The organism is Geomonas subterranea, from assembly GCF_019063845.1.
Lineage (GTDB): Bacteria > Desulfobacterota > Desulfuromonadia > Geobacterales > Geobacteraceae > Geomonas > Geomonas subterranea.
In genome coordinates, this window is record NZ_CP077683.1 from 584,446 (window position 1) to 597,402 (window position 12,957).

A 12,957-nucleotide genomic window follows, 5' to 3' on the forward strand; every position below is an offset into this window, starting at 1 on the left:
GCGATGAAGCTGATAGAGGCAATCATCAAGCCGTTCAAACTGGACGAGGTGAAAGACGCCCTCAACGAGATCGGAATCGAGGGGATCACCGTGAGCGAGGTGAAGGGGTACGGACGTCAGAAGGGGCACACCGAATTGTACCGTGGCGCCGAGTACGTCGTGGACTTCATCCCCAAGGTGAAACTGGAAATCGTCGTGGCCGACGAACTGGCTGCGAAGGCCGTGGCCACCATCGAGGATACCGCCAAGACCGGCAGGATTGGCGACGGCAAGATCTTCATCCTCGCCCTCGAAGAAGCCGTCCGCATCAGGACCGGTGAGAAGGGCGACGAGGCGATCTAGGACTTTCGGTTCTCAATCCAACCCCATAAATACGATCAATGGAGAGTGTTATGATGCGCGACATTAAAAAGGTAAAGGATGCAGCTACGCCCGCTTCCAGCTGCCTCACCATGAAACTCGGGAAGCTTGCCCTCCTGGCCAGCCTGATGCTGATACCGGTTCTCGCCATAGCCGAGGAGAAGGCGGCCGATTCCGTGGCCGCACCGGCTGCCGCCACCGCGACCCCTGCCGCCGTAGCCCCCGTTGCCGGCGCACCGGCAGCCGCCGCTCCCGCCGCAGCCGCACCGGCCGCAGCACCTGCACCCAAGAACGTCGCACCGGTCCTCAACACCGGTGACACCGCCTGGATGCTGGTATCCGCAGCTATGGTCCTATTCATGACCCCGGGCCTCGCTCTTTTCTACGGTGGGATGGTTCGTCAGAAGAACGTTCTCTCCACCATGATGCACTCCCTGGTGGCGATGGGCATCGTCGGCGTGCAGTGGGCCGTCATCGGCTACTCACTGGCCTTCGGGCCCGACATGGGGCACGGCCTGGTGGGCGACTTCAGCAAGGCCCTGTTGAACGGGCTGATCACCTTCAAGGACGGTAACGCGATCTACGCGCTGTTCCAGAACGTCCCGACCGAGCCGGGCGCCATCCCGGAGTACGTGTTCGCCATGTACCAGGCGATGTTCGCCATCATCACCGTGGCCCTGATCTCGGGGGCCCTGGCCGAGAGGATCAAGTTCTCCGCCTACTGCCTGTTCGTGCTGCTCTGGACCACCCTGGTCTACGATCCGCTGGCACACTGGGTCTGGATGTCCGACGGCTGGCTCTTCAAGATGGGCGCACTTGACTTCGCAGGCGGCACCGTCGTTCACCTCTCCTCCGGTATCTCGGCCCTGGTGGTCCTCTTCTTCCTCGGCAAGCGTCACGGCTTCCCGACTGAGCGCATGGCTCCGCACAACCTGCCGTTTACTCTCCTCGGTGTCGGCCTGCTCTGGTTCGGCTGGTTCGGCTTCAACGCGGGCTCCGCCATCGTGGGCGCCGGATGCTCCGACGCGGCGGGCGGTCTCGCCGGCCTCGCCTTCATGACGACCACCATCGCACCGGCTGCCGCCGGCCTCACCTGGATGATCGCCGAGTGGATCCACGCGGGCAAACCCTCCGCCCTTGGCTTTGGCTCCGGTGTTGTCGCCGGCCTGGTCGTGATCACCCCCGCTGCCGGCTTCGTGCAGCCGGGTGCCGCCCTGCTCATGGGTGTTGCCGGCGGCCTGGTCTGCTACGGCGGCGTCCTGCTCAAGGCGAAACTCAAGTACGACGACTCCCTGGACGCCTTTGGCGTGCACGGCGTGGGCGGCACCACCGGAGCGATCCTGACCGGCGTCTTCGCCACCGTCGGCGCAACCGGCCTCACCTCCGGCAACATGAAGCAGTTCGTCACCCAGTTTATCGCCGTCGGCGCAGCAGGCGCCTACGCGGTGGTGGTGACCCTGGTGATCGCATTCGTACTGCACAAGACCATCGGACTGCGTGTCGAGAAGGAAGACGAGATCATGGGCCTCGACCAGACCCAGCACTCCGAGACCGCGTACAACTAGGACAGACAGTACAGCTTGCAACGAGAAGGGGGACCGCAAGGTCCCCCTTTTTCTGTTTCTGGTCAGGCAGTACGTTCCGCCACGTGCGTCCACATCCGCTCTTTCCCAGGGAGAGGGGCGGGGGTGAGGGCTTCGCAGGAAAGCGACGCCGTGCCATGTGCGTCACCCCTCACCCGGCCTCCGGCCACCCTCTCCCAGAGGGAGAGGGGATGAAGGGCAGAGGGGGAGCGGATGGCACAGTGCAGGTTGTGGAAGCTGCAGTTCCCCCCTCGCCCTCCGGGAGAGGGGCGGGGGTGAGGGGCTTCGCAGGAAAGCGGCTGAGCCGGTTCGTACTTGCCCCCTCTCCAGTTCTGTAAAAATGTGGTCTACCCTTTTGAAATATAGAGATTTCCTGTTACTGTTTTCCAGCCAGAAAATGACAAGTGTCGGGAGGGGGTTATGGATTCCAGGGACATGGTGCTCCGGAAGGAAGGTGATGGCATAGGGTACTACGAACGCTGTAGCGCCGATGCGGGGGACGGCGGGTTTTCCACCATCTTCAGGATGTTCAGCGAGGACGAGCTGCGTCACGCGGGGGCCCTGCGAGCGCTGAGGGCCGGGGGAAGGGTGGATCTGCCCCGTTCGCCGACGCTCCAGGGGGCGCGCAGCATACTGCGCCGGCTGTCGATCGAGGAACTCTCAAGCTGCCGCGGCGATCTCGGGGTGTACCGGAACGCCATGCAGTTCGAGGCGCTTTCCGCCCGTGCCTGCTCGGAGCTTGCCCGCGAGGCGCTGCACCCCTGGGAGCGCGAGATGTTCCAGACCATGGCGGATGAGGACGAGATGCACTTCACGCTGCTCGAGGAGATGCAGGAGCTTTTGGAGGAAACGGATGTCCAGTGATGCCGGGCTGCAGCAGATGCTCGAAGTCGCGGTATCAGCCGCACGCGAGGCCGGGGCCCTCCAGAAGCAGAAACTCTGGGGAGATTTCAGCTTCTCCTACAAAGGGGAGGTCGACATCGTGACCGAGGTGGACCGGGCCTGCGAGGAAATGATCGTGAACCGGATCCGGAGCGCCTTTCCCGGTCACAGCTTCCTGGCGGAGGAAAACCTCTACGCGGATGGCGACCCGCAGTGGCGCTGGGTCATCGACCCCCTGGACGGCACTACCAACTACGCACACGGCTTCCCCTGGTTCTGCGTCTCCATCGCCCTGGAGCGGCAGGGGGAGCTCACTCTCGGAGTGATCTACCACTGCATGATGGACGAACTCTTCACGACAACCCTGGGAGGAGGTGCCTATTTGAACGGCGCCCCCATCCGCGTCTCCTCGCGCGCGCCCCTGAGACAGTCCCTGATCGCGACCGGCTTTCCCTACGACGCCGCCCGCGGCAACGAGAACAACTTCCGGAACTTCTTCGAGCTGCAGCTCGCGGCACGCGGGGTACGCAGGGCTGGGGCCGCGGCGCTCGACCTGGCCTACGTGGCGGCGGGAAGGCTGGACGGATACTGGGAGTGCAAGCTGAAACCGTGGGACGTGGCCGCCGGGGCGCTGCTGGTCAGGGAGGCCGGGGGGAGGGTGACCAACCACAAGGGGGAGCCGCACCGGGTCGACGACCACCGTATCCTGGCGACCAACGGTCTCATCCACGACGAGATAGAGACCCTCCTGGAGCGGGCGGGAAAGGGTGAACCGGTGCTGTGACCGGCATATCTTTGCCAGCTGAAAAAGCGCCCCTTCCGGGCGCTTTTTTTTCCATCTTGCAGTTGTTCCTCATGGCGGTGCCCTCCCCCCCGCCCCTCTCCCGAAGGGCGAGGGGGACCTTGTGTCCTTCCTGACGCGGCAACCCTCTCTTTCTAAATTCAGTAGGAAAAACCGCGGCGATGTTATATAGTTGTGCAGCCTTTCACCCCCAGCCGCACCCGGAGGAACGATGCTCAACCTGCGCAAGAAGATCCTGGTGGCCATCGACGGCTCGCCGCTTTCTGACAAGGCCGCCGAGGAGGCGGTCCGCTTCGCCGCGGGCATCCCGAGCCAGTTCAAGAGCAAGGTCTACGGGCTCCTGGTGCTCCCCAACGCGCCGCGCAACACCTTCACCGATTTCGTCCCCGCACGCCCCATCACCGAGCAGGACCAATGGACCGAATTGAAGGAACGCATCTTCTACGTCGTCGAGAAGCTCGCCGCCGAACTGGAGGTGCCGCTGGAGACGGCGGTGGTGTATGGGGACCCGGCCGACGAACTGATCCGGTTCGCCCAGAAGGAGGAGATCGACGTGATCGTGATAGGGAGTACGGGCAAGGGCTTTCTGAAGCGCAAACTGTTGGGGAGCGTGTCGCACAAGGTGGTGCGGGACGCGAAGTGCTCGGTGTACGTGGTCAGGGGGTAGTCTTTGCGGTCTCCTGCCGCAGGTAGGCCAGGATCTCCTTCAAGCTTTCCTGGATGATCCCTTCCCCCTTGGGGAACTCGTGCGGAGAAAGCTCCAGGGTAAGGATGTCGTTGTAGGCGGTGTTGCGCAGGTGGTTCAGGAAGCGGGTGAGCGGCAGGATGCCGTGCCCCGGCAGCAGGTGCTGCCGGCCGTGCCCGTAGTCGGAAAAGTGAATGTTCCTGATCCGGCCGCTGTTGTAGCAGAGGTAGAAGTCGTTGATGAAGTTGGCCCGCCCGCTCCCCATGTGGGTGCAGTCGAACGTGAGGTAGAGGTTCCTCTCCTGGAGGAACTCGATCAGTTTCTGGGTGTCCGAGAGGATGTAGCCGTTGATCCGGTACTTGCCGGTCCAAGGCATGTTCTCCAGGGTGACGGCCACCTGGTCCCCCCCGATCTCCTTCTGGAAGTCCTGCATCCGGTACAACCAGCGCCAGTAACTGAACTCCATCCCGAGCCATGATGGCGGATGGAAGTTCACCAGCCCGATGCCGCAGTCCGCCGCGATCTCCACGCAACGTTTCAAAGAATCCACCGGGCTACCCCAGCCGTCCAGCTGCAGGAAAGGGGCGTGGATCGAGAAGATCGGCATGATCTCCGCGAGTTCCTTGACCAGTCGCCGCGAGTTCACCTTCTGGAACTCCTGGTTGATCACCAGCTCCATGCCGTCAAAGCCGGCCTCCCGGGCCATAGCGAAGGCCTTTGGAAGAGGGAAGGTGAACAGCGTTCCTGCGGAGATGGATATACGCATGCCGGGTCCTATACCTGTCCCACCAGCCTCTGGTAGGCGATCTTCTGCAGGCTGAGCACCGCCTCCAGCGCGCTTCTCAGGCGCGCGTCCAGCTCCATGCTGAACTCCTCAGGATTGGCGAAGGCTCCCGCCCCCTCGCTGCGGATTTCACCCTCGATTCTCAACTGCATCAGGCACTGCAGCGCCTTCAAAAGGCGCTCTGCCAGATCGACGTCCAGCGCGCCGCGGTACAGGAGCTGCCGCACCCGCTCGAGCGTCCCCCCCTCGTGGACCTCCGCCTGCAGCGCCAGGATGCGGACCAGCTGCACCAGGGGGGAGAGTCCCAGCGTCTCGATGTCGATCTCCCCCTGGTGCTCGCCGACGCGTTCCAGCCGCCACCGTCCGAAGTGCCCGAGCGCGAGCGGCAGGTTGATCACCCGGCGCGCCACCTGGAAAAAGGGGTCCCGCCCGCGCTGTTCCCTGAGGGCGGCAGCCGCGGCACTGAGCGCCTGTTCGCCCAGCGGCTCGAACCCCGCGACGTGGCAGAGATCCGCCATCGACTCCAGGCGCCAGCGCCATTCGGGAAGCGGGGGTGCCGCCTTTTTCTGCGCGGAAGAGAAGGGAAGCATCGGCTCCAGATCCGGAGGTCTCGGCTCCTGGTGCCGCTCGCCGTTCTTCAACAGCGAACGCCATTCCGTGAGCGAGCCATGCCAGGGTGCCTCCCCCTCGGCGAGCAGCCCCGACTCGCAGAGCGCCTGGGTGAGCTGGTGGCTGAACAGGTAGAAACGTTGGGAGTCGAGCTGGTGCAGGAGCAGATAGCGGTTGCGGGCGTAGAGGGTCTGCTCGCCCCGGCCGCGGTCGCCGGAGACCAGCAGCGCGTAGACCGGCGCTGTTCCCTGTCCCAGGTCGCGCATGCGCTCCTCGGCGAGTTGTGACGCCCGTCTCAGCACCTGGTCGTGCAGGGCGTTGCAGGCGCCGCACAGGGCCAGGGGCGAGGTGCGGCGCCGGAAATGGGCTGCGAGCAGTTCCCGGTAACGCGCCTGGAGCGGCACCAGCGCCGTGGGGGTGGGGGCCTGGGCGATGTCCTGGTCCAGTGCCGCCAACTCCGCGTCCAGTTGCCCCTCGTAGGCGAGTTCCTCCTTGAGCGAATCGATCATCGTCCCCAGGAAGGCCTCCGCCTCGCGGGAGGAGCTGCTGCCCCACTTCCGTTCCAGGCGCTTCTTGAGGCTCTCCACCAGTTCCGTGCTGGCGCGCCACTTGAGGATGTCATCTCCCTTGGTTCCCAAAAGCATGGGCATAAAGGCTCCAAAACGGGTTCTACGTTAAAACCTCTCGTGGGCGCCGCACGGCTACCGCATCTACGCCGCAGATAAAGGATCCAAAAACAGGTTCTACATTCTATGTTCTGCGTTCTGCGTTAGAACCTCTCGTGGGCGTCACACGGCTACCGCATCCACGCCGCCGAGAATCCAGAACTAAGACGTAGAACGTCCTTTCCTCGTCAGTCCAGGTGTCCGTGCACCTCCTGCTCCAGGAAACGCCTCATCTCCTCGGGCGGGGCGGGGGTCGCGAGCGAGACGGCGATCATGACGCAGATGACCAGCGGTGCGCCGCACAGGGCCGAGGCGGTGACCGGGAAGTAGGAGGTGAGGCCGGGAAGCACTCCCCCAAAAAGCGGCTGCGCGACGGTACAGAGGACGCCGGTAAACATGCCGGCGATGGCGCCGTAACGGTTGGCACGGTCCCACCAGATCCCCAAGAGGAAGAGGGGGAAGATGGTGTTTCCGGCCAGGGCGAAGGCGACGGCGGTGATCTCGGCGATCAACCCGGGCGGGTTCAGCGCGACCAGGAGGACCAGGGCCGCCAGCACCAGGGTTCCTCCCTTGGCCACCTGCATCCGCGAGGTCTCGCTCGCCTTGGGGTTCACGAAGCTGTAGTAGATGTCGTGGGAGATGGAGGAGGCTCCGGTCATCAGGAGGCCGGCGACGGTGAAAAACGCGGCCGACAGTGCCCCCGCCGCCAGTACCCCGACCAGCCATCCGGGGAGGCCGGCCATCAAGGCGGTTTTCAAGGCGATCACGTCGGCGGTCGCGCGGGCCGTCTCGGGGGTGAAGGCGATCCCCTGGCGTGCCTCGAGGAGCCTGCCGAAGACGGCGAAGGCGGGGGCGGACCAGTAGATGAGCGCGATGAAGAATAGCCCCCAAACGACGCTCCAGCGGGCGTCGCGGACGTTGGGCACGGTGTAGAAGCGCGACAGGACATGGGGGAGCCCGCCGGTCCCCACCATCAGGGTGAAGCAGAGCGCGCACCACTCGAAGAGCGAGTCCCCGGCGAAGGGAAGGGTGAAGTCGACGTGGAATTCGCGGGAGAGGTCGGTCAGGGCGCGGCCGTAGCCGAACTGGGGCAGCAGCCAGAAATAGCCCAGTTTTCTGGCCAGCCACATGAGCGGGACGATGAAGGCGACGCAGATCACCAGGTACTGGAGCTGCTGGTTGCGCGGGACCCCCAGCGCCCCGGAGACCACCAGGTAGGAGACGACGGCGAGTGCCCCGTAGGTCACCCCCTGCTCATAGCCGATATCGAACATGAAGGAGAAGATGAGGCCGATCCCCTTGAACTGGGCCACGCAGTAGATGACGGAGATGGCGATGGCGATCACCGCGGCAATGAGCCGCGCGGCGGGCGAGCCGTAGCGTTCACCCACGAACTCGGGGGTGGTGAACTTGCCGAAACGCCGGATCTGGCTGGCGAGCAGCACCAGCAGGAGCACGTATCCGCCGGTCCAGCCGATCACGTAGGCGAGCCCCTGGTAGCCCCGCAGGTAGATGATCCCGGCCAGCCCCATGAGGCTCGCGGCACTCATCCAGTTGCTGGCGATGGCGGCGCCCCCCCCGATCCTGCCGGTGTAACGGCCGCCGAACCCGTACTCCTGGCTCTCGCGCGACTTCTGCCTCAGCCCGACCAGGATGAATGAGAGCAGCACCAGCAAAACGACGAAGATCGACCAGGACGAGTCATTCATAGCTTTTGTCTCTCTTGCGGCTGTGGTACTCGCTGATCCGGTCCACGTAGATGTTGAAGATGACGCACAGGACGATGAACCACAGGGGGAGGAACTGACCGGTGAACCAGAAGTGCAGCGGCAGGTTGAACAGGGTGAGCCGGGTCAGGAGGCTTCCCGCGCCGGTGCCACGGCAGGCGTAGACCAGAAACTGGAAGCCGAAGGTGCAGACTCCCCAGCCAAAGAGGATGGCGAGGATGATATGCACCTCGTCCCGCATGTGCCCCTCCTTGGGGCGGAACAGGTTGACCTTGTGGCGCTTCTCGGGGTGGCTCATGCCATGTCTCCTCCGCTGATGGCGCCCTGGGGTGAAGACCCGCCGGGACGGGGCTCGCCGCGGCACGCTGCTAGACGATGGAAAAGTTGGTGTGGATGGTCTTCTGCAAATCCTCGATGAGGAGCAGGGCCTGTCTCATGCGCTCCCGCTCGTCGGTTGGGAGCGAGTACGGGTTCAGGTAGTAGGCGTCGTTCTGGATCCCCTTGAACACCTTGATCTGGAGCAGGATCCGGTGCCTGGTGAGGATGCGGTAGGCGGCCACGAGCCCGCGCGCCATGTTGGCGGAGAAGCTGTGCTCCTTTTCCAGGAGCTCGATCCTCTTCACGGTCGAGGTGGCGGGAATGCCCTGGTTGATGGCCAGGATGCGCACGTTCATCACCAGCGGGGCCCAGGCCAGGAGCTTCAGGTTGAAGGATCCCTTGTGCTCGCCGCTCCCCTCGGTCCAGAACCGCTTAAGGAACCCAAGCGCCAGCTTCATCTCGGTGGCGGCCTTGGCCATCCCCCAAAGGGCCATGAAATAATCCTGCAACAGGGAGCGTATCAGGGAGACCAGCCGGCCGGCCAGCTCGGCGTCGCCGGCGACGAAGCGGGCGTCGGAGAGGACGATCAGGTCCATCATGTTCTTGCCGTAGTCCTCGGTCTCGTAACGCACGATGGCGTGCAGCCGGCGCTGCCACTGTGACAGCGACCCGCGCCAGTTGTCGTTTACCGGCATGATCCCGCCGCTGCACTTCTTGAAGCCGATCTCGGCCAGCCGCTCGACGAGGATCCGGCTGTACTCCTGGAAGTAGTGGTCCGCCCGGTCGCCTCCCTCGTCACTGTAGACGATCAGGTAGTCCTGGTCGGTGATGAGCGTCTGCTCCTCGCGGCCGTCGCTCCCCATGCTGACCAGGGCGAAGGGGACCGGAGGGGAGGAGGGCATCTCGGCCGCCACCAGCTCGAGTGCCCGCCCGGCCAGGGCGTCGCGGTACCAGGTGCAGTTCTCGTGCAGGGCGGTGACCGAGTAGAAGTTGAGGAAGCGCTCCATTTCCAGAAGATTCAGCTCTTCGTGCAGCTTCAGAAGCGTCGCGTACTCGGTTTCGGCGGCGATCCGCTCGATGATGGCTTCTTCCCGCCCCGAGTACAGGCGCAGTTTGCCCAGCTCCTCCGAGCTGTGCCACACCAGTCCCTCCAGCAGCTTCTTTCCCTCGTCCCGGTTCAAAAGCGGGAGAAAGGCGTGCACCTCCCCCAGCAACTCCGAAAGGAGTTCCCCGTCGCTTGGCTCCGGTGGGTAGATCTGATGGGGCATGTGCGGCCACCTCTTCTTAATCTGCTCGTGGCGTTGATTCTACAGAAAAAAACCGGGTTGTAAAACTGTTTTACTGGTAACCGGACCGATTCCTTGACTTTTTTCGCCCGGATGGCCGCAGTGAAGGGGAGGAAACGATTAGGCAACGGACAAAAAAATTGGGGAAGGTTTCCCTTCCCCAATTCCATGCTGCTTTGTTGCCAGGTATTAGTGCTCGACTGCCTTGGCCATACCCAAACCGGTGTTCTGGCGGACGTAGACCTCGTCGAACATATCCTCGGAGCGCCTGCTCGGGAAGGCCAGGGCGCCCAGGATGGCGGCCATGAAGCCCAGCGGGATGGAGATGATGCCCGGGTTCTTCAGGGTGAAGAGCGGCTTGTCCAGACCCACGATGGAGGTGCCGTCCTGCTGAGCGTCGACCTTCGCCTTGGCAAGCGCCTTGGCGTCCTTCTCGGAGAGGGTCTGGCCGGCAGGGAGTGCGGCCTGCTTCTTCTCCATGGCGGTGACCACCTTCTTGGCGCCGGCGGCGACCACTTTCGGGTAGGTCATGTTGGGGGATACCATCACCAGGCCGATGGAGGCGATGGTGCCTACCACCAGGCCGGAGATGACGCCGGCGGTGTTGAACTTCCTCCAGAAGAGGGAGAGGATGACGACCGGCAGGTTGCCGGAGGCTGCGACCGCGAAGGCCAGTGCCACCAGGTGTGCGACGTTCTGCTTCTCTGCTGCGAGGCCGATCAGGATGCCGCAGGCGCCTACCACGAAGGAAGTGGCGCGGGCTGCGAAGACCTGCTCGTGCTGGTCGGCGTGGCCGTCCTTGATCACGTTCACGTAGATGTCGTGTGCGATGGCCGCGGATGCTGCCAGTACCAGGCCGGAGACCACGGCGAGGATGGTGGCGAAGGCGACGGCGCACAGGAAGGCGAGGAAGAGGTCGCCGATGATCGGTGCGATGTCGGCGCCCATCTGCTGTGCCAGCATCAGGGTTGCCATGTTGCCGCCCGGGTCTATCGCGGTGATCCCCTGCGGAGTCAGGTGGATGGCGGCGCCGAAGCCGAGTAGGGTGGTCAGGATGTAGAAGCCGCCGATGATGAACATGGCGATGATGACGGACTTACGTGCGGCCTGCGCGGTCGGCACGGTGAAGAAGCGCATCAGGATGTGCGGCATACCGGCGGTGCCAAGCACCAGGGCCATCCCCAGGGAGATCTGGTCCAGCGGGTTCTTGAGGTACAGGCCGGGCTCGAGGAAGCGCTGGCCGGCGTCCATGCCGGAGAGGATGACGCCGTCTTTCAGTACCAGCTTGGAAACGTGGTCCTGGATGTCAGGGCTGGAAACGATGGTCGAGAAGAAGCCGATCGGGTTGAAGCCCGCCTTGATCATGACCAGGAAGGAGAGCAGGAATGCGCCCGACATGAGCAGGCCCGCCTTGATGATCTGGACCCAGGTGGTGGCGACCATGCCGCCGAAGACGACGTAGCCGACCATGAGGACGCCGACGCCGATGATGGACATCTTGTAGGGGATGCCGACCAGCAGGGCCATGAGCTTGCCTGCACCGACCATCTGGGCGGTGAGGTAGAAGGTGGAGACCGCAACGGTGGAGATGGCGGCGAAGGCGCGCACCGGCTTGGGCGAGGTCCTGAAGGAGAGGATATCCCCAAGGGTGTACTTGCCCGCGTTGCGGCAGGGCTCCGCCACGATCAGAAGCACGGTGATGTAGGCCACCAGCCAGCCGACCGAGTACATGAAGCCGTCATAGCCGTAGAGCGAGATGAGGCCGGAAATACCCAGGAAGGAGGCAGCCGACATGTAGTCGCCGGCGATGGCCCAGCCGTTCTGGGTGCCGGTGATGCCGCCGCCGGCCGCGTAGAAGTCAGCGGCTGACTTGGTCTGCTTGGCCGCCCAGACCACGACCCCCATGGTGACGGCGATGATGATCAGGAACATCCCGATGGTGATGGTCTTGTTGGTCTTGAGTTCCTTCTTGAGCGGTGCGGGTGCCGCGGGGGCAGGGGTGGCCACGGAAGCGGCCGCGTTTGGTGCTGGTGCCGCTGCGGTCGCGGCCGGTGCTCCCTGGGCTGCCGGGGCGCTCATCGCGGGCGCCGCGCCGGCTGCCGGGGCCTTCTGCTCTTCAGCGTAGGCTGCCGCGGCTACCGAGAGGGCCAAGGTGGCTGCTATGAATATCTTCTTGATGGTCATGTCCTGTCCTCCCTTTCCTAGAGATGTAATTCGTCGATCAGTTCCCTGGTCAACCGGTCAAAGTCCTTGTTGGCGACGTGCGAGTAGTAGAGTGCAATGCCCCAGGAGACGAAGAACTGGGAGAGTGCGAAGATGTACCCGAAATTGACCACGCCAATGATTTTGACCTTGAAGATCCCCGGTGTGTAAGCCGCCCCGATGGGGAGCAGGAAATAGTACACACAGGAGAAAATCCACCACCCGAAAAGGAAGGCCGTCTTCTTGTGATGTAGCTCCACGAACTTTGGATTTTTTGCGATTGCTTTCCAGTCGTACTGTTTTTCTGCCATGGTTGTCACTCCTTTCTCAGTAAGATGCGTTGCGGCGGCGTCCCGCCCCTCTGGTTTCAGTTCCCGATAAATCCCCCTTTCCTGATCTCTAAATTTTGTTTCTAAAATTGTCTAAGCTGTTTTGCTGGAAATGGTTAAAGCGTTCTGTTCGGAGCACTGTTTTGCAAGTTACTGTTTTTTCGGAGTTGGTCGGGCCGGTTACGTGAGGGCAGCGCCTGGCGCAGCTCCTGACCCCCGCCGTATTTTCCGTATACGTGAGTTTGTTGTATCACATGATTTTCAAATGTACAATAAAAATAAACACCGTTCTAAATAAATTGAACCCAAAAAAGCAGCTTGTTTTACGATCTGGTTGCTTGCAACTATTTTAAATTACAAACCAAAAAAGAAAAGTGCACGGTAAATTATTTTTTATTATTGTTGGGCGTTGTCGCGGAGAGGGGCGTTTTTGCATTTTTCGTGCACCCGTTTTGGAGATTGCTCAAACGCTGTCGCATTAATGTGTCAGACAATCCTCTTAATCAATCTTGTCGCCCGCCCGGCTCGCTGGCGCACTATCCCGCAGCAAAATTGCTGTTACTGGCGGGTACCTGCAGGCCCAGGATTGGCTTTCAGATGACGAGGTGACTTTGTCGAGCCGACATAAAACGGCTAATGACAGAAAATATCGACGATGATTGGTGTTTTATGCTTTGAAGTGAGGATGCGGTGGTGAGATTGTGAACGTGGTAGATATTTGGGGC

12 protein-coding genes are annotated in these 12,957 nt (G+C 62.6%); 5 read left to right on the forward strand and 7 right to left on the reverse strand.

Features of this window, described 5'->3' with window-relative positions:
• Positions 1–3: 3 nt before the first annotated feature.
• The 5 genes from KP001_RS02560 to KP001_RS02580 all read left to right on the forward strand — a co-directional run bounded on the left by KP001_RS02560 (position 4) and on the right by KP001_RS02580 (position 4,294).
• Positions 4–342, forward strand: a complete 339-nt coding sequence (locus KP001_RS02560; protein WP_217288030.1) for a P-II family nitrogen regulator — start codon at positions 4–6, stop codon at positions 340–342.
• 50 nt (positions 343–392) lie between these two features.
• The gene (locus KP001_RS02565) at positions 393–1,925 is read left to right on the forward strand and encodes an ammonium transporter (protein ID WP_275423343.1); all 1,533 of its coding nucleotides are present in this window, start codon (positions 393–395) and stop codon (positions 1,923–1,925) included.
• A 438-nt stretch (positions 1,926–2,363) separates the two neighbouring features.
• Positions 2,364–2,807 (forward strand): ferritin family protein, encoded by a 444-nt coding sequence (locus KP001_RS02570; protein ID WP_217288031.1) that lies wholly within the window; start codon positions 2,364–2,366, stop codon positions 2,805–2,807.
• Positions 2,797–3,609 carry an inositol monophosphatase family protein gene (locus tag KP001_RS02575; protein ID WP_217288032.1) on the forward strand — a complete coding sequence of 271 codons (813 nt, stop codon included), beginning with the start codon at positions 2,797–2,799 and terminating at the stop codon, positions 3,607–3,609. The genes KP001_RS02570 and KP001_RS02575 overlap by 11 nt, the downstream gene beginning before the upstream one ends.
• A gap of 229 nt (positions 3,610–3,838) precedes the next feature.
• Positions 3,839–4,294 carry a universal stress protein gene (locus KP001_RS02580; protein ID WP_217288033.1) on the forward strand — a complete coding sequence of 152 codons (456 nt, stop codon included), beginning with the start codon at positions 3,839–3,841 and terminating at the stop codon, positions 4,292–4,294.
• Here the strand turns inward: KP001_RS02580 and KP001_RS02585 are convergent.
• The 7 genes from KP001_RS02585 to KP001_RS02615 all read right to left on the reverse strand — a co-directional run bounded on the left by KP001_RS02585 (position 4,284) and on the right by KP001_RS02615 (position 12,214).
• Complete coding sequence (locus KP001_RS02585) at positions 4,284–5,078, reverse strand: sugar phosphate isomerase/epimerase family protein (protein ID WP_217288034.1); 795 nt, start codon at positions 5,076–5,078, stop codon at positions 4,284–4,286. The two genes, KP001_RS02580 and KP001_RS02585, sit on opposite strands and share 11 nt — an antisense overlap.
• An 8-nt stretch (positions 5,079–5,086) precedes the next feature.
• The gene (locus KP001_RS02590) at positions 5,087–6,355 is read right to left on the reverse strand and encodes a putative nucleotidyltransferase substrate binding domain-containing protein (RefSeq protein WP_217288035.1); all 1,269 of its coding nucleotides are present in this window, start codon (positions 6,353–6,355) and stop codon (positions 5,087–5,089) included.
• Positions 6,356–6,558: 203 nt separating this feature from the next.
• On the reverse strand, positions 6,559–8,079 hold the full coding sequence (locus KP001_RS02595) for a VC_2705 family sodium/solute symporter (protein WP_217288036.1): 1,521 nt from the start codon (positions 8,077–8,079) through the stop codon (positions 6,559–6,561).
• Positions 8,072–8,395, reverse strand: coding sequence for a DUF4212 domain-containing protein (locus KP001_RS02600; protein WP_217288037.1), 324 nt, complete (start codon positions 8,393–8,395; stop codon positions 8,072–8,074). Before KP001_RS02600 ends, KP001_RS02595 begins: the two co-directional genes overlap by 8 nt.
• A 70-nt stretch (positions 8,396–8,465) precedes the next feature.
• Positions 8,466–9,683, reverse strand: coding sequence for a putative nucleotidyltransferase substrate binding domain-containing protein (locus tag KP001_RS02605; RefSeq protein ID WP_217288038.1), 1,218 nt, complete (start codon positions 9,681–9,683; stop codon positions 8,466–8,468).
• 207 nt (positions 9,684–9,890) lie between these two features.
• A complete protein-coding gene (locus tag KP001_RS02610; RefSeq protein ID WP_217288039.1) occupies positions 9,891–11,885 on the reverse strand; it encodes a solute symporter family protein in 1,995 nt (664 codons plus the stop codon).
• Between the two features lie 17 nt (positions 11,886–11,902).
• The gene (locus KP001_RS02615) at positions 11,903–12,214 is read right to left on the reverse strand and encodes a DUF485 domain-containing protein (protein WP_183346748.1); all 312 of its coding nucleotides are present in this window, start codon (positions 12,212–12,214) and stop codon (positions 11,903–11,905) included.
• Positions 12,215–12,957 lie beyond the last annotated feature (743 nt).